This is a genomic window from Bradyrhizobium sp. MI1.7, from assembly GCF_055811795.1.
The window spans coordinates 80,169-99,335 of the sequence record NZ_JBVVPO010000022.1 but is presented as its reverse complement, the minus strand read 5'-3'; the positions used below and the strand labels follow the sequence as shown (position 1 = coordinate 99,335).

Below are 19,167 nucleotides of genomic sequence, written 5' to 3'. Positions count from 1 at the left end.
CTCTCGCTACAGCATCACTTCTTCACCAGCGGACACGCCGGGTCCGGTGGACCAAACGCCTTCTCGCCCGAGATGGTCGTGAGGATCTTGTAATAGTCCCACGGATATTTGCTCTCCTCCGGCGTCTTCACCTGCACCAACCAGAGGTCGTGCACCATCAGATTGTCCTCGCGCAGTTTGCCGTTGCGGGCGAAGAAATCCTCGATCGGCTTTTCCCGCATCTTCGCCGCGACCTTGAGCGGATCGTCGGTGCCGGTCTCCTTGATGGCGTTGAGATAGTGCATCACGCTCGAATAGACGCCGGCCTGCCACATCGACGGCATCTTGTTCATCTTGGCGAAATAGCGCTTCGACCATTCGCGGGTCTTGTCGTCCATGTCCCAATAGAACGACGTCGTCAGCAACAGCCCTTGGGCGGCCTGCAGGCCGAGGCCGTGGATGTCGGTGATTAGCGCCAGCAGCGCCGCCATCTGCTGGCCGCCCTTGAACACGCCGAACTCCGAGCCGGTCTTGATCTCGTTCATGTTGTTCGGGGGACCTGCGGCAATGCCGATGATCTTGGCCTTGGAGGCCTGCGCCTGCAGCACGAAGGAGGAGAGGTCGGGGGTTGCCAGCGGCGGCCGCACCGAGCCCAGCACCTTGCCGCCATTGGCGGTGACGACGCTGGAGGCGTCGCGCTCCAGCGAATGGCCGAAGGCGTAGTCGTCGGTGATGAAGAACCAGCTGTCGCCGCCGCGCTTGACCACCGCATCCGCGGTGCCGACCGCGAGCGCGCGGGTGTCGAACACCCACTGGATCGCGTAGGGCGAGCAGAACTTGCCGTGGAAATCCGCCGTGCCGGTCGAGTGGGTGATGAACAGCCGCTTCTTCTCGTTGGCGATGTTCTGTACCGCGAGCCCGACCGCGGAGACCGGCACGTCGACGATCAGGTCGACCTGATCAACGTCATACCAGCGCCGCGCGATGCCGCCGCCGATATCGGCCTTGAGCTGGTGGTCGCCGATCACGATGCTGATCGGCTTGCCGAGCACCTTGCCGCCGAAATCGTCGATCGCCATCTGCGCCGCCGTCACCGATCCCTGGCCGGTCGGCGCGGAGGCGGGGCCGTTCATGTCGGTGAGCACGCCGATCTTGACGATGTCGTCGGAAACCTGCGCCGACGCCGTACCCGGCAGCAGCGCCGCCGCCAAGAACGTCGCTGCAAAGCCGGCCGCAACCGGCAGTCCAAATCTCGTTGGATTCACGCTTGTCCTCCCCTGATCCGGCTCGTTGGCCGGTGTTGCCCGGGTATGGCCCGGCTGAATTGGTTTCTTTTGCAACTATTTGGGGTCGGGCGTCAACGTCAGGCCGCGAAGCGGATCTGTCCCGCCGGCGAGGGATCGTAGCCGGTCAGTTCCTCGGCGCGCTGTCGCAGCCGCCTTTCGCTGAGGAACCGGATCAGGGCCTGCATCGGCGGGCGGAAATAGCTGCGCTGCCGCATTGCGAGATCAAAATTCTCCCAGACCAGCGGCACGAAATCGAGCCCGGCCGAGCGCGCCGCCGCACGCGTCGCGATTCCGCAATCGGCCTGTCCGGCGCGGACGATCTCGGCGAGATCCGGCCCGGTGAGGGCCGGCGTCTCGATCCGGCGCAGATCGCGGGTCGAGGCGCCGGCGCGCTTCAACAGCACGTCGAGCAGCATCTGCGCGCCTGTGCCCTGTTGTCGCATCGCCATCCTGACACCGAGCGCAAGCACGTCGGAGAGGCCGCGCAGCCGTTTCGGATTGCCCGGCGGCAGCACGAGACCCTGCTCGCGGCGCACGAATGCGACCAGCACCGCATCATGCAGGTCAGGCGCGTCACGCAGCGTCGTCGCACTGGCGTCGGAAGCAAGATTGCCGTCGGCCTCCAGGCTGTGGAAGTGCACCGCCGCCGCCATCACCTCGTCGCGTTGCAAGCGCTCGAGCCCGCGCGCGCTGCCCTCGCTCATCGATCCCAGGCCCGAGCCGGATTCACGCAGGCTCCAGTCCAAAAGCTCGTCCTGGCTGCCGCCCACGACCGGCGGCGGCTCCGCAGTCAGCATGCCGGCCGGACGCGCCAGTCCCGACAGGACCCAGAGGTCGAGCTCGTGCCGCGGGAAGAGCCACTTCCCGGTCACCTTGGTGCAGGGAATCGCGCCGGTGGTGACGAGTTCGTAGAGCTTGCGTTCGCCGAGCCGAAGGTAGTCGGCGGCTTCGCTGGTCGTCAGGAATTCCATCCTGCATTCCTATGCAAATTCTTGCTTCTTTTTGGCGTTCGACGCAGGTGGAATTCTGCATTTCAATTTACGTCCGCCAGGACCATGCCCGATCATCTCGCTGCTTTGCAACACATCCTCACGCGCGATCTCTGCTTTGGTGAACGATCCTGAAGCACCCGCGTGGCGCGGGCCTTGCGGCCATCGCGCTCGCAATTGCAATGGGCGCACCGCGCGGGCCGCATTGCCGAAATATCCCGAGTGGGGAGCGCAACGCGCAAACGCGTCACGAGTGTGGCGCAATCGATCATCATGATTGCGTCATAGCCAATGGGAACCCGATCATGGTCGTCCGCCGCCTGTCCGTTGCACTCGCGCTTCTCTGCGGCCTCGCCGCGGGCGTGGCGGCGTCATTTGCGGAGGACCGCGCGATCGTGCTGGCCTCGACCACGGCGACACAGGAGTCCGGCCTGCTCGATCATCTGCTGCCGATCTTCCGCGAGAAGACCGGCATCGAGGTGACGGTGATCGCGCGGCGTGCAGATGAAGTGCTCGACGGCGCGCGCAGGGGCGAAGTCGACGTCGTGCTGATGCACGCACGGCCGCAGGAAGAGAAGTTCGTCGCTGACGGTTTTGGCGTGAAGCGCTTTGACGTGATGTACAACGACTATGTGCTGATCGGACCGAAGAGCGATCCCGCCGCCGTGAAAGGCAAGGACATCGCCACCGCGCTGAAGGCGATCGAGGCCAAGGGCGCGCCGTTCGTGACGCGCGGTGACCGGTCGGGCACCCATGGCGCGGAGCTCGCGCTCTGGATCGTCGCCGGCATCGATATCGCCGCCGCCAAGGGCGCATGGTATCGCGAAGTCAAGCAAGGGATGGACGCAGCCCTCGACGCGGCGCGCACGGCGAACGCCTATGTGCTGTCCGACCGCGGCAGCTGGATCGCCTTCAAGGATCGCGGCGATCTCGACATCGTCGTCGAAGGCGACAAGCGGCTGCTTAATCAGTACGGCGCGATGCTGGTGAATCCGGAAAAGTTTCCGGACGTGAAGAAGGAGCTGGGGCAGACCTTCATCGACTGGCTGATTTCGCCGGAGGGGCAGGCGGCGATCGCCGGCTACAAGGTCGACGGACAGCAGCTGTTCTTCCCCAATGCGGCCAAGTCCGGCGGCTGAGCTTCGCGTTGCCAGCGGTTGCCAAACCGGACGATGCATGGTCCATCATGGCGCATGACCCAGCGCCTGCCGCCAGCACTGACGCCGCTCGACACTGCGCTCGCCGCGTTGCTGCGAGGCGTTGATCCGATCGCGACGATCGAGTTGCCCCTGACGGAGGCCGCCGGCTGCATCGCGGCAGGGACGCCGCCGCTTGCGGCCTGTCCGTCGTGCGACATCGCCGCTGCGGACGGCTGGGCGCTCTGCGCCAACGATATTGTCGGTGCGTCCGCCTATTCGCCGCTGCCTCTGACGACGGCGCCCGTTTGGGTCGATGCCGGCGACGCGATGCCGCCGGGATGTGATTGTGTGCTCGATGCCGACGCAGTCGAGGTGTCGGGTCCACTCGCCCAGGTGCTGGCGGAGGGCGTGCCCGGACAGGGCGTCAGGCGCGCCGGAAGCGACATCGCCGGGCGGGCGCCCGCCGTGGCGGAAGGGCATTTGATCCATCCTGCCACACTGCTGCTCGCGCGCACCGCCGGTGTTGAAAAGCTAAGCGTACGGCAGCCGCGGCTGGGCATCGTCAACGTCCCGGGTGCGGCTTTGACGGCGCACATGATTGCCGAGATCGCGCGCGCGGCAGGGCTGCAGGTGCAAGCGCGCGAAGCTGCCGCGCGAGATGCGGCATCGATCGCGGAAGCGCTCGGCGATCTCACTTGCGATCTCACTTGCGATCTCGTCGTGACGATCGGCGGCAGCGGCGCCGGCCGCCGGGATGCCGCGGTCAGCGCGCTGGCCCGGCATGGTGACGTGCTCGCCCATGGCCTCGCGCTCCAGCCCGGACGCACCGCCGCGGTCGGGCGGCTCGGACCGGTTCCAATCGTCGCCTTGCCCGGCTCGCCCGATCATGCGCTTGCCGCCTGGCTCGCGCTCGCGCTGCCGCTCGTCGATCGGCTGTCGGCGCGGCAGTTACGCCGACGCATGACCTTGCCGCTTGCGCGAAAAATCGCATCCAGTGTCGGCATCGCCGAAATCGCCCTGCTGGCCGAGGAACATCATGCGTGGCTCCCGCTTGCGGTGGGGGAATGGCCGCTTCAGGCCATTGCCCGGGCCGATGCATGGCTGCTCGTTCCCGCCAGCCACGAGGGATTTGCGGCAGGAACGCCGGTCGATGCCTATCTGATGCGGGAGTGATATGAGTTTGGCATGACGATGATCCCGCAATCCCAAGACCGTAGCACGCTCGAACAGGAGCAGTTCCTCAAGATCCTCTCGCGCGAGGACGCGCTGGCGCGCTTTGAAGCTGCGTTGTTCCCGCGCGCGGTCCCGAGCGAGACGCGCAAGCTTGCCGATGCGCTCGGCGCGGCGCTGGCCGAAGACATCACGGCGCCCCTCGACGTTCCGCCGTTCGACCGTTCCAACGTTGACGGCTTTGCCGTGCGCTCGGCCGATCTCGCCGCGGCCGGCGAAGGCGCGCCCGTTCGCCTTGCGCTGAACGGCGAGACCATTCACTGCGGCACCGCGCCGAAGCTGCAGGTGGCGACGGGAACCGCAACGCCGATCGCAACCGGCGGGCCGCTACCGCGCGGCGCCGACGCCGTCGTCATGGTCGAGCATACCCAGCCCGCCGGATCCGATGCGATCGACGTCCGGCGAGCCGTTTCGCCGGGACAGTTCGTGTCCTACGCAGGCTCCGACATCGCGCGCGGCGAGGCGCTGCTGCGCGCCGGCACGATCATCGGCTCGCGCGAGATCGGCATGCTGGCGGCCTGCGGCATCGCCGAGGTGACCGTCGCGCGCAAGCCGCGTGTTGCCGTGATCTCCACCGGTGACGAATTGGTTCAGCCCGGCGAGGCGCTCGCGCCGGCTGCGATCTACGACACCAACGGCGCCATCGTCGCCGCCGCGATCGACGAGAACGGCGGCGAGGCCGTGTTCCTCGGCGCCATTCCCGACGATGAGGCAAAACTCGAAGCCGCCATGCGCCGCGCGCTGGCGGACGCCGACATGCTGGTGCTCTCGGGCGGCACCTCGAAGGGCGCCGGCGACGTGTCCCATCGCATCATCGGCCGGCTCGGCCAGCCCGGCATCCTCGCGCATGGCGTCGCACTTAAACCCGGCAAGCCGCTGTGCCTTGCGGTGTGCGACGGCAAGCCGGTGGTGATCCTGCCGGGCTTCCCGACCTCGGCGATGTTCACCTTCCACGACATGATCGTGCCGGTGCTGCGCAGGATGGCCGGGCTGCCGCCGCGCTCCGATGCCAAGGTGAACGCGACCGTGCCGGTGCGCATCGTCTCCGAGCTCGGCCGCACCGAGTTCGTCATGGTCTCGCTGGTCGGCGGCAAGGACGGCCTGATCGCCTATCCCTCCGGCAAGGGGTCCGGTGCGATCACGTCGTTCGCGCAGGCCGACGGTTTTCTGCGCATCGACGCGCTCGCCGACCAGATGCCGGCCGGGACCGACGCCGAGGTGACGCTGTTCACGCCGCATGTGCGGGTGCCCGATCTCGTCATCGTCGGCAGCCATTGCACCGGCCTCGATCTCGTCACCGCACGGCTCGCGCATGCGGGGCTGACCGTGCGCTCGATCGCGGTCGGCAGCCTCGGCGGACTTGCGGCGGCGAAGCGCGGCGAATGCGATCTCGCGCCGATCCATCTGTTCGACGACAAGAGCGAGACCTACAACACGCCTTACCTCGTTGAGGGGCTCGAGCTCGTCCCCGGCTGGCGGCGGATGCAGGGCATCGTGTTCCGGAAGGGCGACAAGCGTTTCGAGGGGCTCGGTGCGAAGGAAGCCGTTGCCGCCGCGCTCGCGGACCCCGCCTGCATCATGGTCAACCGCAACCAGGGCGCCGGCACGCGCATCCTGATCGACCGGCTGCTCGGCGGTGCGCGCCCGGAAGGTTACTGGAACCAGCCGCGCTCGCACAATGCCGTGGCTGCGGCTGTCGCGCAGCACCGTGCCGACTGGGGCATGACCATTGCGCCGGTCGCCCATGCGGTCGGCCTCGGTTTCATTCCGTTCGCGGAAGAGCATTATGATTTCGCGCTGGTGACGGCGCGCAAGCAGCGGCCGGCGGTGCAGGCCTTTCTCGACGCACTCGGCTCGGATGAAGCGCGTACTGCGCTGGAGCGGGCGGGCTTCCGGCCTGCGTAGAGGCGACGACGCGGCGTTCAAGCCGCGCGACAGGGTGGGGGACGCGATGGCGAGGCCGCTTTCGGTTGCGATCGTCGGTGCCGGCATGGGCGGGCTTGCGACTGCTGCGGCGCTTCGGCGCGTCGGTATCGATGTGATGGTCTACGAGCAGGCCTCCCAGTTCGCCCGCATCGGCGCCGGCATCCAGATCGGCTGCAACGCGATGAAGGTGTTGCGCGAACTGGGGCTGGAGGCGCGGATGCGCGAGCACTCGTTCTATCCACGCTCCTGGAACAACCGCGACTGGAAGAGCGGCGACATCAAGTTCGACATGATTTTTGGCGAGAGCGCGGAAGAGAAGTTCGGCGCGCCCTATCTGCTGGCCCATCGCGGCGATCTCCATGCGGCGCTGGCGAGCGTGGTGTCGAACGAATTTGTGCGGCTCAATCACAAGCTCGTTGGCCTCGACGAGACCGGCGATGGTGTCCGGCTGAGCTTTGCCGATGGCACGCGTGCCATCGCCGATGCCGTGGTCGGCGCGGACGGCGTCCATTCGACGGTCCGCGATCTCCTGTTCGACACCTCGCCGGCCAAATTCACCGGCCGCATCGCCTATCGCACCACCTATCCTGCCGCGCTGCTCGGCGGCGCAGGGATCGACGACTGCACCAAATGGTGGGGCGAGGACCGCCACATCGTGATCTATTACGTCAAGCCTGATCGCAGCGAGGTCTATCTCGTCACCAGCCAGCCCGAGCCGGACTTTCGCATCGAGTCCTGGTCGGCGAAGGGCGACGTGCGCGACCTGCGCGCATCATTCGAAGGCTTTCATCCGCAGGTCACTCGGGTGCTCGCGGCATGTCCTGACGTGCACAAATGGGCGATCATGGACCGCGACGCGCTGGAGCACTGGGCCGACGGCAAGGTGACGCTGCTCGGCGATGCCTGCCATCCGATGACGCCCTACATGGCGCAGGGTGCGGCCATGGCGATCGAAGACGCCGCCGTGCTGTCGCGCTGCCTCGACGGTGTCGGCCGCGACGGCGTCGCCAATGCGTTCCGCCGCTTCGAGGCAACCCGCAAGGTGCGCACGACGCAGGTGCAGGAGACCTCGCGCGCCAACATCTGGCTCAAGGAGAGGACCGATACGAGCTGGGTCTACGGTTACGACGCCTGGTCGGTGCCGCTGGCGGCTTGAACTGCCTGCTCGCGCTTGCGCCGACGTTTCTTGTCAGGAGGCGGCATCCAGCGCGGCCAGCCGCTCGGCTTCGGCGATGTCCTCGACCGTGTTGGCGTTGAAGAATGGATCGAGCGGCGCGGTCGGCCACGTCACCGTCGCGAGCGGATAGCGCGCGGTCCAGCGGTCGATCTTGCGGAGGTCCTCGACGACCAGCGCGTGACGCAGCTCGTCGCGCAAGGCGACGCGCCACAGACCGATCACCGGATGCGACTGGTCGCCTGATGCGGCGACCGCGAGCTGGGCGTTCTCGCGCTCCCGCGCCTCGTGCAACTGCGCCACGAGATCGCGCGGCAGGAACGGGCAGTCGCCTGCGGCGCTCAGTACCCATTCGATGTCAGGCCGGTTCGCCGCCGTCCAGTCGAGCGCGGCAAGGATGCCGGCGAGGGGCCCGGGGAAGCCGGGTACGTCATCGGCGACAACGGGCAGACCGAACGCCGCGAAGCGTGCGGGATCGCCATTCGCGTTGAGGATCAATCCGCTGCATTGCGGCGTCAATCGCGCGATCACGCGCTCAAGGATGGTGCGGCCGCCGATGGTCCGCATCGGCTTGTCGCCGCCTCCCATGCGCCGCGCGAGGCCGCCTGCGAGCAGCACGCCCTGCGTGGCTGGAATGTCAGTCGTCACCACCTTCACCCTTGCGCTTGTGCTTCGCCGATTCCTCCTCGACGTAAGCAAGGTTCTGGTCGTAGACGATCCGCTCTTCGCCCGCGAGCACGATGAAGCGCTTTCCGCGCGTGCGGCCGACCAGCGTCAGTCCGACCTGGCGAGCGAGATCAACGCCCCAGGCGGTGAAGCCGGACCGCGATACCAGGATCGGAATGCCCATGCGCACGGTCTTGATCACCATTTCCGAGGTCAGGCGTCCCGTGGTGTAGAGGATCTTGTCGGAGGCATCGACGCCGTGGCGGTACATCCAGCCCGCGATCTTGTCGACCGCGTTGTGACGGCCGACGTCCTCGGTGTAGCAGAGCGGTTCGCCCTCTCTGCACAGCACGCAGCCGTGGATCGCGCCGGCCTCCAGATAGAGCGAGGGCATGGTGTTGATGGTCTGCGTCATCTGGTAGAGCCAGGAGGTGCGCAGCTCTGCCTTCGGCAACGCGACGCTCTCGACCGCCTCTAACAGGTCGCCGAACGCGGTGCCCTGCGCGCAGCCCGAGGTCTGGGTTCGCTTCTTCAGCTTGGCTTCGAAATTGGTGTGATGTGAGGTGCGCACCACCACGACCTGGAGGTCGTCGTCGTATTCGACCTCGGTGACCTCGTCATTATATTTCAGCATGTTCTGGTTGAGCAGATAACCCAGCGCCAGATATTCCGGGTAGTCGCCGATCGTCATCATGGTGACGATCTCCTGCGAATTCAGGTAGAGCGTCAGCGGCCGTTCCATCGGCACCTTGATCTCGACCTTGGCGCCGGTCTGGTCGGTGCCGGTCACGCGCTCTGTCAGGCGCGGGTCGTCAGGGTTCGGAACGATCAGGGGCACCGGGGCTTTGTCGATCTTCATCATGGCCGCGACGTTAGCATGACATTCGGGTCAAGCCGATATAAGCATGCTCACGACGATGGAGAAGGCGGTTCCGGCCGCATGACACGGCTGGCGGAGATCGAGTTGCGATGAAAGTCATCGGCCTTGCGGGCTGGAGCGGTGCGGGCAAGACCACGCTGTTGACGCGGCTGATCCCGCATTTCAACGCGCAAGGCCTGCGCGTCTCCGTCATCAAGCATGCCCATCACCAGTTCGACGTCGACGTGCCCGGCAAGGATTCCTGGCGCCACCGCGAGGCCGGCGCGGCCGAGGTGCTGGTTGCGTCATCGAACCGCTGGGCCCTGATGCATGAATTGCGTGGCGCCGAGGAACCGCGGCTGCCGGAGCTCCTGGGCAAGCTGTCAAGCGTCGATCTCGTCGTGGTCGAGGGCTTCAAGCGCGAGCCGCACCGCAAGATCGAGGTGCATCGCGCCGCCAACGGCAAGCCGCTGCTGTTTCCCGATGATCCCGGGATTGTCGGGATCGCGACCGACATCGCCATTGAAACCCGCCTGCCGACCGTCCATCTCGATGATATCGAGGCTGCCGCGGCGTTGCTGCTGCGTGCGGCGATGCCGGTCGAGGAAGCGGTGGCAAAAAGCGCCGCGATACGCTGACGAGGCACCATGGCGCAACTGTCGGACGATTGCTTTGCCTTCGGCGGACCGATGATGTCGGTCGACGAGGCCGTTGGTCTGATCACCACGCGCGTCAATGCGATCGCCGATATCGAGACCGTGGCACTCATTGACGCGGACGGACGCGTGCTCGCGCACGATATCGCGGCGCCCCTGCCGCTGCCGCCCTTCACGAACTCCGCCGTCGACGGTTACGCCGTGCGCAACGCCGACCTTCCGGAAAGCGCGGAACGGGCATTCCCGCTCGACGGCCGCATCCAGGCCGGCGGCCTTGCGCAGGCGCCGATCAAGGCCGGCCACACTGCGCGCATCTTCACGGGCGCGCCGATGCCGCCCGACGCGGAGACCGTCTTCATGCAGGAAGACGTTCGCCTCGATGAGGCCGGCAGAATCGTGCTGCCGCCGGGGCTGAAGCCCGGCGCGAATGTCCGCCCTGCGGGCGAGGACATTCCGCAAGGACACGTCGCGCTGCGGGCCGGCCAGCGGCTGCGCCCGCAGCATGTCGCGCTTGCTGCAGCATTCGGCCTGACCCGGCTCGACGTCGTCAGGCGCATCCGCGTCGCCGTGTTCTCGACCGGCGACGAGCTGGCTTCGCCCGGCGAGCCGCGCGCGGCCTCACAGCTGTTCGATTCCAACCGCTTCATGCTGATGGCGATGCTGCGCCGGCTCGGCTGCGAGGTCTCCGACCTCGGCATCTTGCGCGACGAGCGCAATGCGCTCGCGGATGGATTGAAGCAGGTTGCAGGCAGCCACGATCTGATCCTCACTACCGGCGGCGTCTCGACCGGCGAGGAGGACCACGTCAAGGCGGCTGTCGAGAGCATCGGCTCGCTGGTGCTGTGGCGGATGGCGATCAAGCCCGGCCGTCCCGTTGCGATGGGCATCATCGGCGGCACGCCGCTGATCGGCTTGCCCGGCAATCCCGTCGCCAGTTTTGTCACCTTCGTCCATGTGGTGCGGCCGACGGTGCTGGCGCTTGCGGGCAGTCTGCCGGAGCCGCTGTTGCCGATCCCGGTGCGTGCCGCGTTCACCTACAAGAAGAAGATCGGCCGCCGCGAATATGTTCGCAGCTCGTTGCGACGCGGAGAGGACGGTGCGTTGGAAGCGGTCAAGTTTCCGCGCGAAGGCGCAGGCCTGTTGTCGTCGCTGGTCGAGACCGATGGCCTCATCGAACTCGGCGACGACATCACGCGTGTCGAGCCGGGCCAGAGCGTGGGTTTCTTGTCCTATGCGGATTTGCTCTGAGCCTCGCGTTGACGCCATCGCCTCACCCCGCCATGTTGCGCCCATGACCAGAACCACGCTCGATCTCACCGGGTTGAAATGCCCGCTACCTGCCCTGAAGACGCGCAAGGCGCTCAAACCGTTACAGCCGGGTGATCAGCTCGAAGTGCACTGCACCGACCCCTTGTCGGTGATTGACATTCCGAACCTGATCCGCGAGACGGGCGACACGGTGGAGATCACCGAGCGCAACGAGGCGCGCATCGTGTTCTTGATAGAAAAGATCAATGGATCGATAGAGAAAACCAATGGTGCGCTGCGTTCGTAGTGCACGGTCACTCTGCTGATACCTACCTTTTGTCTATCGACATCAATCGTGGCTTCTGCCCCAATTGACAACCTCCGTGCAGGCGCGGAGGTTGAGTCTTGTCTGCGATACGCGGATGAACGGGCCAAGCTCACGAAGCCTGCACGGTGTATCGGCATAGAGCCCCGCTCGAGGGGTTAACGACTCGGACGCGCGTGACGATCCTGGCGCGCGTCGAATGATTGTGCGGAGCAGCAGGGACCGTTGGCTGCGTCGCGAGGGCTGAGGACCAGGATTGCAGCGGCAGGCTTGCTCAGAAGGGCAACTGCAGGGGAGGACTACATGGCAACAATCGAGAGCGCTGGAACACTTTCGGGTGCCGGCGCAGGTTTTCTGGATCGCGAGCGAACCATCGCGACCGCCGGCTTCAATCGCTGGCTGGTGCCGCCGGCTGCGCTCTGCATCCATCTCTGCATCGGCATGGCCTACGGCTTCTCGGTGTTCTGGCTGCCGCTGTCGCGCGCGATCGGGGTGACCGCGCCGAAGGCGTGCGCAGACATGTCGCTGTTTCAGGAGCTGTTCACGACCAGCTGCGACTGGAAGGTCGCCAGCATGGGGTGGATGTACACGCTGTTCTTCGTGTTGCTCGGTATCGCGGCCGCGGTTTGGGGCGGCTGGCTGGAGCGCGTCGGTCCGCGCAAGGCCGGCTTCGTCTCGGCGCTGTGCTGGTGCGGCGGCCTCTTCCTCGGTGCGATCGGGGTCTACACCCATCAGCTCTGGCTGTTGTGGCTGGGTTCGGGCGTGATCGGCGGCATCGGTCTCGGCCTTGGCTATATCTCGCCGGTGTCGACGCTGGTGAAGTGGTTTCCGGACCGCCGCGGCATGGCGACCGGCATGGCCATCATGGGCTTCGGCGGTGGCGCCATGATCGGCGCGCCGCTGGCGAACCTGTTGATGAACTACTTCAAGACCCCGACCTCGGTCGGCGTCTGGGAGACCTTCGTCGCGATGGGCGTCATCTACTTCGTGTTCATGATGATCGGCGCGTTCCGCTATCGCTTGCCGCCGCCCGGCTGGCAGCCCGAGGGCTGGACCCCGCCGTCCAAGGCCAACGCGATGATCTCGAAGAGCAACGTCCATCTCAACGACGCGCACAAGACGCCGCAGTTCTGGCTGATCTGGTGGGTGCTGTGCCTGAACGTGTCGGCCGGCATCGGCGTGATCGGCATGGCCTCGCCGATGCTCCAGGAAATCTTCGCCGGCAAGCTGATCGGCCTGCCGGACGTCGGCTTCAACGCGCTCGACGCCGGGCAGAAGGCGCAGATCGCCGCGATCGCCGCGGGCTTCGCCGGATTGCTGTCGCTGTTCAACATCGGCGGCCGCTTCTTCTGGGCATCGCTGTCGGATAAGATCGGGCGCAAGAACACCTATTACACGTTCTTCATCCTCGGCATCGTGCTCTACGCGCTGGCGCCGACGTTTGCAGCGATGGGCTCGAAGCTCCTGTTCGTGCTCGGCTTCGGCATCATCCTGTCGATGTATGGCGGCGGGTTCGCCACCGTGCCGGCCTATCTTGCCGACATGTTCGGGACCCAGTTCGTGGGCGCCATCCACGGCCGGCTGCTGACGGCGTGGTCCACCGCGGGCATCATCGGTCCCGTCGTGGTGAACTACATCCGCGAGTTCCAGCTCGCGGCGGGCGTGCCGCGCGATCAGCTCTACAACACGACCATGTACATCCTGTGCGCGATGCTGATCGCGGGCCTGATCTGCAACTACCTGATCAAGCCGGTCGATTCGAAGTGGCACATGAAGGACGCCGACGTCGCCAAGCTGCAAGCGGCGAGCGCCAGCGCCGCTGCCGCGGGGCCGCACGGCTCCTACGGCATCGGATTTGGCGGGCTTGACGTCAAGGCGGCGCTGTTCTGGGCCTTCGTCGGCGTGCCCCTGCTTTGGGGTGTCTGGAAGACACTGGAGAGCGCGGTCAAGATCTTCTGATCGCCGTCGAGACTGCCGCGGGATGCTGATCATCGGCGTCCCGCGGCGTTCGCCTTTTAGACATCATCGAGAGTCGGACTTAATCAAGAGTGGGACTTAGGGGGATTGAAATGCTTCGCACCCGAATTTGCCTTGTGGCCGTGTTGCTTGTCGCCGGCCTTCATGCCGCATCCGCGCAGACGACGCCGCCGGCGGCGCCTGCCGCAACGACCGAAGCCAAGCCGGGCAAGATCAAGCTCACCATGCAGAAGCTGAAGGACATGAAGGCGAAATGGGCGGCCAACAAGCCGAAGCTCAAGGCCTGCCGCGCCGACGTGAAGTCCAAGGGCCTCGCTGGCGACGACCGCTGGTTCTACATCGAAGAGTGCATGAGCAAGACGTGAGGCCGCGCCGCAAATCGGGTCGATGAAGGGGCATGAAGCTGGGCGGCTGCATGCCCCTTAAATGCTTATCGGAACGCATGAATTCTCTTGGCATCTGGTATGCCAGGGGCTAGAGTTGGACTCGTTCTAAAGAAGAGATACGAGACGCATCGATGAGTCACGACGTGCACGAGGTCCGCCCGTTCGAACATCCGGGCGAGGGACGGAAGCGAGCCAAGGCCACGCCCAAGGGGCGGCAGGTCGATCCCACCGCCGCGCACGAAATCGAGCAGCTGCTCGGCGACAAGCCGCGGCGGCGCGATCTCTTGATCGAATATCTGCACCTGATCCAGGACAAATATCACCAGATCTCGGCCGCGCATCTCGCCGCGCTCGCCGACGAGATGAAGCTCGCCTTCGCCGAGGTGTTCGAGACCGCGACCTTCTACGCGCATTTCGACGTGGTGAAGGAAGGCGAGCCTGATATCGCGCCGCTGACGATCCGCGTTTGCGATTCTCTGACCTGCGCGATGCTGGGCGGCGAGAAGCTGCTCGCCGACCTGCAGAGCACATCGGGTCCGGGCATCCGCGTCGTGCGCGCGCCCTGCGTCGGCCGCTGCGATACCGCGCCGGCGGCTGAGGTCGGTCACAACTTCGTCGATCACGCGACCGTGGCCAATGTGATGGCGGCGGCGAAGGGCGGCGACACCCACGCGCATCTGCCTGAGTACGTTGACTACGACGCCTATGTCGCCGGCGGCGGCTACAAGCTGCTCAATCGCGTGCGCTCGGGCGAATTGCCGAAGGACGATCTGCTGAAGGCGCTCGACGACGCCTCGCTGCGCGGCCTCGGCGGCGCCGGCTTCCCCACGGGCCGGAAATGGCGCGCGGTGCTTGGCGAACCCGGCCCGCGGCTGATGGCGATCAATGGCGACGAGGGCGAGCCTGGCACGTTCAAGGACCGCGTCTATCTCGAAAGCGATCCGCATCGCTTCATCGAAGGTATGCTGCTCGGCGCGCATGTCGTGCAGGCCTCCGACGTCTACATTTATCTGCGCGACGAATATCCGGCATCGCGCGAGATCCTCGAGCGCGAGATCGCAAAGCTTCCGCCAGGCGGTCCGACGCTGCACATGCGCCGTGGCGCCGGCGCCTATATCTGCGGCGAGGAATCCTCGCTGCTCGAAAGCATCGAGGGCAAGCGCGGATTGCCCCGGCACAAGCCGCCTTATCCGTTCCAAGTCGGCCTGTTCGGCCTGCCGACGTTGATCAACAACATCGAGACGCTGTGGTGGGTGCGCGACATCGTCGAGAAGGGCGCGGACTGGTGGAAGGGCAACGGTCGCCATGAGCGTCACGGCCTGCGCAGCTTCTCGGTCTCGGGCCGCGTCAAGAACCCCGGCATGAAGCTGGCACCCGCCGGCATCACCGTGCGCGAATTGATCGACGAATATTGCGGCGGCATGGCCGACGGGCACCAGTTCTATGCGTACCTGCCGGGCGGCGCGTCGGGCGGCATCCTGCCGGCGTCCATGGACGACATCCCGCTCGATTTCGGCACGCTGGAGAAATACGGCTGCTTCATCGGTTCGGCCGCGATCGTGATCCTGTCGCAAAAGGACAGCGTGCGCGCGGCGGCGCTGAACCTGATGAAGTTCTTCGAGGACGAGAGCTGCGGCCAGTGCACGCCGTGCCGTGTCGGAACCCAGAAGGCGGCGCAGCTGATGCAGAAGCCGGTCTGGAACCGCGCACTTCTGGAAGAATTGAGCCAGGCGATGCGCGATGCCTCGATCTGCGGGCTCGGACAGGCGGCATCGAATCCGCTGTCTACCGTGATCAAATATTTCCCTGACGAGTTCAAGGAAGCGGCCGAATGACCAAAATTACGTTCGAGCTCGACGGCAAGCAGGTCGAGGCCAAACCCGGCGAGACGATCTGGCAAGTTGCAAAACGCCAAGGCCGCGAGATTCCGCATCTGTGCTATTCGCCGGCGCCCGACTACCGCCCCGACGGCAATTGCCGCGCCTGCATGGTCGAGATCGAGGGCGAGCGCGTGCTCGCCGCGTCCTGCAAGCGCACCCCGTCGGTCGGCATGAAGGTGAAGACCGAGTCCGCGCGTGCGGTGTCGGCGCAAAAGATGGTGATGGAGCTGCTCGTCGCCGACCAGCCGGCGCGCGAGACCTCGCACGATCCGGATTCGAAGTTCTGGCACTGGGCCGAGACCACAGGCGTCACCGAGAGCCGCTTCCCCGCAGCCGAGCGCTGGGCGACCGACGACAGCCATCCGGCGATGCGCGTCAATCTCGATGCCTGCATCCAGTGCGGCCTCTGCGTGCGCGCCTGCCGCGAGGTCCAGGTCAACGACGTCATCGGCATGGCGTATCGCAGCCATGGTTCGAAGATCGTGTTCGACTTCGACGATCCCATGGGCGAGTCCACCTGCGTCGCCTGCGGCGAGTGCGTGCAGGCCTGCCCGACCGGCGCGCTGATGCCGGCCGTCATGCTCGACGAGAAGCAGACCCGTGTCGTCTACGCCGACAAGAAGGTGGATTCGCTCTGCCCGTTCTGCGGCGTCGGCTGCCAGGTGACCTACGAGGTCAAGGACGAGAAGGTGATCTACGCGGAAGGCCGCGACGGCCCCGCCAATCACAATCGTCTCTGCGTCAAGGGCCGCTTCGGCTTCGACTACATCCACCATCCGCATCGTCTGACCAAGCCGCTGGTTCGGCTGCCGAATGCGAAGAAGGATTCCAACGACCAGGTCGACCCCGCCAATCCCTTCACGCATTTCCGCGAAGCGAGCTGGGAAGAAGCGCTCGACATCGCAGCCAAGGGCCTCGTCAGGATCCGCGATGAGAAGGGCGTGAAGGCGCTGGCCGGCTTCGGCTCGGCCAAGGGCTCGAACGAAGAGGCCTATCTGTTCCAGAAGCTGGTGCGCACCGGCTTCGGCTCGAACAATGTCGATCACTGTACGCGGCTCTGCCACGCCTCGTCGGTGGCGGCGCTGTTCGAAGGCCTGAGCTCGGGCGCGGTGTCGGCGCCGTTCTCGGCTGCGATGGATGCCGAAGTCATCATCGTGATCGGCGCCAACCCGACCGTGAACCATCCGGTCGCCGCGACCTTCATCAAGAACGCGGTCAAGCAGAATGACGCAAAGCTGTTCGTGATGGATCCGCGCCGGCAGACGCTGTCGCGCCATGCGACCAAGCATCTGCAATTCAAGCCGGGCTCCGACGTCGCCATGCTGAATGCGATGATCAACACGATCATCACCGAGGGTCTGACCGACGACCAGTATATCGCCGGCTACACCGAAGGATTTGAGGACCTCAAGGAGAAGATCAAGGAATTCACGCCGGAGAAGATGGAGGCGATCTGCGGCATCCCGGCGCAGACGCTGCGCGAGGTCGCGCGGACCTACGCGCGGGCAAAGTCGTCGATCATCTTCTGGGGCATGGGCATCAGCCAGCACGTCCACGGCACCGACAATGCGCGCTGCCTGATCGCGCTCGCGCTGATCACCGGCCAGGTCGGCCGTCCCGGCACAGGTCTGCATCCGCTGCGCGGCCAGAACAACGTGCAGGGCGCCTCCGATGCCGGCCTGATCCCGATGTTCCTGCCGGACTATCAGCCGGTGAGCCGCGACGATCTGCGCGGCGCGTTCGAAAAACTGTGGCACCAGGATCTCGATCCCGTCCGCGGCCTGACCGTGGTCGAGATCATGAACGCGATCCATGCCGGCGAGATCACGGGCATGTATATCGAGGGCGAGAATCCCGCGATGTCCGATCCCGATCTCCAGCATGCGCGCCAGGCGCTCGCCATGCTCGATCATCTCGTCGTGCAGGATCTCTTCGTCACCGAGACCGCGTTCCATGCCGACGTCATCCTGCCGGCCTCGGCCTTTGCCGAAAAGGACGGCTCGTTCACCAACACCGATCGCCGCGTGCAGCTCGCGCGCCAGGTGATCAAGCCGCCGGGCGATGCGCGGCAGGATCTCTGGATCATCCAGGAGATCGGCAAGCGGATGGGCCTGCCCTGGAATTATTCCGGCCCCGGCGACGTCTACACCGAGATGGCGGAGTTGATGCCCTCGCTCAAGAACATCAGCTGGGAGCGGCTGGTGCGCGAAGGTGCCGTGACCTATCCGGCCGACGATCCGAACAAGCCCGGCAACGAGATCATCTTCACCACGGGCTTCCCGACCGCGAGCGGCCGCGGCAAGATCGTGCCGGCCAAGGTCATCCCGCCGGATGAGCTGCCCGACGCCGAATATCCGATGGTGCTCTCGACCGGCCGCGTGCTCGAGCATTGGCACACCGGCTCGATGACGCGCCGCGCGCAGGTGCTTGACCAGATCGAGCCGGAGGCGGTCGCATTCATGTCCCCGAAGGACATGCACCGGAAGAAGCTCGCGCCCGGCGATTTCATCCGGCTGGAGACCCGCCGCGGTGCGGTCGAGGTCAAGGTCCGCTCCGATCGCGATGTGCCCGAGAACATGGTGTTCATGCCGTTCTGCTACGCGGAGGCGGCGGCCAACTTGTTGACCAACCCGGCGCTTGATCCCTTCGGCAAGATCCCGGAGTTCAAGTTCTGCGCGGCCAGGGCCGAGCGTGCGGAGATGCGGGACGCGGCGGAGTAATACTCCGCCGTCGTTGGGCGGCGTAGCACCGTCAACGCCCACTGTCGTCCCGGCGAACGCCGGGACCCATACCGCGTGATCTCGCGATTGCGGACGGTCGCAGCCCCTAACGACTAGGCTTCGCCAAACTCCTTCCTGTGGTTATGGGTCCCGGCGTTCGCCGGGACGACACTGAAGGTGTGGCGCGTATAGACATCCTCCTTGCCATGGCTTCGCTCCTCGCAATGACGGTGGTAAACATCGTGCATGTCCAAAGTCACCCCAGCCACGCGCGCGCTTGCAGCCGCCGGCGTTGCCTTCACTGTCCACACCTACGACTACGATCCTGACGCCGAGAGCATCGGGCTCCAGGCGGCGTCGGCCCTCGGTGAAAATCCGTCGCGCGTGCTGAAGACGCTGATGGCGCTGGTGGACGGCAAGCCGATCTGCGTCGTCGTCCCGTCCGACCAGGAAGTCTCCATGAAAAAGCTCGCCGCTGCCGCGAGCGGCAAGTCGGCGCAGATGATGAAGCCGCCGGAGGCCGAGCGCGTCACCGGCTACAAGGTCGGTGGCATCAGCCCGTTCGGGCAGCGCAAGCCGGTGCGCACCGTGATCGAGCAGAGCGCGCTCGCGCATGATCAGGTCTATCTCAACGGCGGCCAGCGCGGCTTGCAGGTTCGGCTGAAGCCGGGCGACGTGCGGGATGTCCTGAAAGCGGTCGTCGCGGATGTGGTCGCGTGAGCGCCGC

Annotated in this window: 16 protein-coding genes; 12 read left to right on the top strand and 4 right to left on the bottom strand. The window is 65.8% G+C overall.

The window, feature by feature from the left end:
* Positions 1-14: 14 nt before the first annotated feature.
* Both AC0L3X_RS21160 and AC0L3X_RS21155 read right to left on the bottom strand, forming a co-directional pair.
* Positions 15-1,244, bottom strand: coding sequence for an ABC transporter substrate-binding protein (locus AC0L3X_RS21160; RefSeq protein WP_063985274.1), 1,230 nt, complete (start codon positions 1,242-1,244; stop codon positions 15-17).
* Between the two features lie 98 nt (positions 1,245-1,342).
* Entirely contained in the window at positions 1,343-2,236 is an 894-nt protein-coding gene (locus tag AC0L3X_RS21155) for a helix-turn-helix transcriptional regulator (RefSeq protein WP_063985273.1), read from the bottom strand.
* A 323-nt stretch (positions 2,237-2,559) separates the two neighbouring features.
* Between AC0L3X_RS21155 and AC0L3X_RS21150 the strand changes: the two genes are divergently transcribed.
* From AC0L3X_RS21150 to AC0L3X_RS21135, 4 genes are read left to right on the top strand one after another with little or no spacing between them, the layout of a single operon-like run.
* Positions 2,560-3,393 carry an ABC transporter substrate-binding protein gene (locus AC0L3X_RS21150; RefSeq protein ID WP_063985272.1) on the top strand — a complete coding sequence of 278 codons (834 nt, stop codon included), beginning with the start codon at positions 2,560-2,562 and terminating at the stop codon, positions 3,391-3,393.
* Positions 3,394-3,447: 54 nt separating this feature from the next.
* The gene (locus tag AC0L3X_RS21145; protein ID WP_063985271.1) at positions 3,448-4,566 is read left to right on the top strand and encodes a molybdopterin-binding protein; all 1,119 of its coding nucleotides are present in this window, start codon (positions 3,448-3,450) and stop codon (positions 4,564-4,566) included.
* Between the two features lie 12 nt (positions 4,567-4,578).
* Positions 4,579-6,528, top strand: a complete 1,950-nt coding sequence (locus AC0L3X_RS21140) for a molybdopterin biosynthesis protein (protein WP_063985270.1) — start codon at positions 4,579-4,581, stop codon at positions 6,526-6,528.
* 46 nt (positions 6,529-6,574) lie between these two features.
* Positions 6,575-7,705, top strand: coding sequence for an FAD-dependent monooxygenase (locus tag AC0L3X_RS21135; protein WP_063986650.1), 1,131 nt, complete (start codon positions 6,575-6,577; stop codon positions 7,703-7,705).
* Positions 7,706-7,738: 33 nt separating this feature from the next.
* On the opposite strand, the gene mobA is transcribed toward AC0L3X_RS21135, so the two are convergent.
* Entirely contained in the window at positions 7,739-8,374 is a 636-nt protein-coding gene (gene mobA, locus AC0L3X_RS21130; RefSeq protein ID WP_063986649.1) for a molybdenum cofactor guanylyltransferase MobA, read from the bottom strand.
* Entirely contained in the window at positions 8,361-9,251 is an 891-nt protein-coding gene (gene fdhD / locus AC0L3X_RS21125) for a formate dehydrogenase accessory sulfurtransferase FdhD (protein ID WP_063985269.1), read from the bottom strand. The genes mobA and fdhD overlap by 14 nt, the downstream gene beginning before the upstream one ends.
* A gap of 107 nt (positions 9,252-9,358) precedes the next feature.
* On the opposite strand from fdhD, the gene mobB reads away from it, so the two are divergent.
* The 8 genes from mobB to ybaK all read left to right on the top strand — a co-directional run bounded on the left by mobB (position 9,359) and on the right by ybaK (position 19,160).
* Positions 9,359-9,886: a molybdopterin-guanine dinucleotide biosynthesis protein B gene (gene mobB / locus AC0L3X_RS21120; protein ID WP_063985268.1), complete on the top strand. Its 528-nt coding sequence runs from the start codon at positions 9,359-9,361 to the stop codon at positions 9,884-9,886.
* A gap of 9 nt (positions 9,887-9,895) precedes the next feature.
* Positions 9,896-11,152, top strand: coding sequence for a molybdopterin molybdotransferase MoeA (locus AC0L3X_RS21115; RefSeq protein WP_063985267.1), 1,257 nt, complete (start codon positions 9,896-9,898; stop codon positions 11,150-11,152).
* A 43-nt stretch (positions 11,153-11,195) separates the two neighbouring features.
* Positions 11,196-11,459 (top strand): sulfurtransferase TusA family protein, encoded by a 264-nt coding sequence (locus tag AC0L3X_RS21110; protein ID WP_014497569.1) that lies wholly within the window; start codon positions 11,196-11,198, stop codon positions 11,457-11,459.
* 321 nt (positions 11,460-11,780) lie between these two features.
* A complete protein-coding gene (locus AC0L3X_RS21105) occupies positions 11,781-13,436 on the top strand; it encodes an OFA family MFS transporter (RefSeq protein WP_063985266.1) in 1,656 nt (551 codons plus the stop codon).
* Between the two features lie 110 nt (positions 13,437-13,546).
* Complete coding sequence (locus AC0L3X_RS21100) at positions 13,547-13,819, top strand: hypothetical protein (protein WP_063985265.1); 273 nt, start codon at positions 13,547-13,549, stop codon at positions 13,817-13,819.
* Positions 13,820-13,971: 152 nt separating this feature from the next.
* Positions 13,972-15,675, top strand: a complete 1,704-nt coding sequence (locus AC0L3X_RS21095; RefSeq protein WP_063985264.1) for an NADH-ubiquinone oxidoreductase-F iron-sulfur binding region domain-containing protein — start codon at positions 13,972-13,974, stop codon at positions 15,673-15,675.
* Positions 15,672-18,440, top strand: coding sequence for a formate dehydrogenase subunit alpha (gene fdhF / locus AC0L3X_RS21090; RefSeq protein ID WP_063985263.1), 2,769 nt, complete (start codon positions 15,672-15,674; stop codon positions 18,438-18,440). Before AC0L3X_RS21095 ends, fdhF begins: the two co-directional genes overlap by 4 nt.
* A gap of 246 nt (positions 18,441-18,686) precedes the next feature.
* Complete coding sequence (gene ybaK / locus AC0L3X_RS21085) at positions 18,687-19,160, top strand: Cys-tRNA(Pro) deacylase (protein ID WP_063985262.1); 474 nt, start codon at positions 18,687-18,689, stop codon at positions 19,158-19,160.
* The last annotated feature ends 7 nt before the right edge of the window (positions 19,161-19,167 follow it).

Bases quoted from the DNA above. Each gene is read 5' to 3' on its own strand.
- mobB (WP_063985268.1), top strand. From the start codon at position 9,359: ATGAAAGTCATCGGCCTTGCGGGCTGGAGCGGTGCGGGCAAGACCACG.
- fdhD (WP_063985269.1), bottom strand. From the start codon at position 9,251: ATGATGAAGATCGACAAAGCCCCGGTGCCCCTGATCGTTCCGAACCCT.
- AC0L3X_RS21150 (WP_063985272.1), top strand. From the start codon at position 2,560: ATGGTCGTCCGCCGCCTGTCCGTTGCACTCGCGCTTCTCTGCGGCCTC.
- AC0L3X_RS21105 (WP_063985266.1), top strand. From the start codon at position 11,781: ATGGCAACAATCGAGAGCGCTGGAACACTTTCGGGTGCCGGCGCAGGT.
- AC0L3X_RS21145 (WP_063985271.1), top strand. From the start codon at position 3,448: ATGACCCAGCGCCTGCCGCCAGCACTGACGCCGCTCGACACTGCGCTC.
- AC0L3X_RS21155 (WP_063985273.1), bottom strand. From the start codon at position 2,236: ATGGAATTCCTGACGACCAGCGAAGCCGCCGACTACCTTCGGCTCGGC.
- AC0L3X_RS21140 (WP_063985270.1), top strand. From the start codon at position 4,579: ATGACGATGATCCCGCAATCCCAAGACCGTAGCACGCTCGAACAGGAG.
- AC0L3X_RS21135 (WP_063986650.1), top strand. From the start codon at position 6,575: ATGGCGAGGCCGCTTTCGGTTGCGATCGTCGGTGCCGGCATGGGCGGG.
- ybaK (WP_063985262.1), top strand. From the start codon at position 18,687: ATGTCCAAAGTCACCCCAGCCACGCGCGCGCTTGCAGCCGCCGGCGTT.
- AC0L3X_RS21110 (WP_014497569.1), top strand. From the start codon at position 11,196: ATGACCAGAACCACGCTCGATCTCACCGGGTTGAAATGCCCGCTACCT.
- AC0L3X_RS21100 (WP_063985265.1), top strand. From the start codon at position 13,547: ATGCTTCGCACCCGAATTTGCCTTGTGGCCGTGTTGCTTGTCGCCGGC.
- AC0L3X_RS21115 (WP_063985267.1), top strand. From the start codon at position 9,896: ATGGCGCAACTGTCGGACGATTGCTTTGCCTTCGGCGGACCGATGATG.
- AC0L3X_RS21095 (WP_063985264.1), top strand. From the start codon at position 13,972: ATGAGTCACGACGTGCACGAGGTCCGCCCGTTCGAACATCCGGGCGAG.
- fdhF (WP_063985263.1), top strand. From the start codon at position 15,672: ATGACCAAAATTACGTTCGAGCTCGACGGCAAGCAGGTCGAGGCCAAA.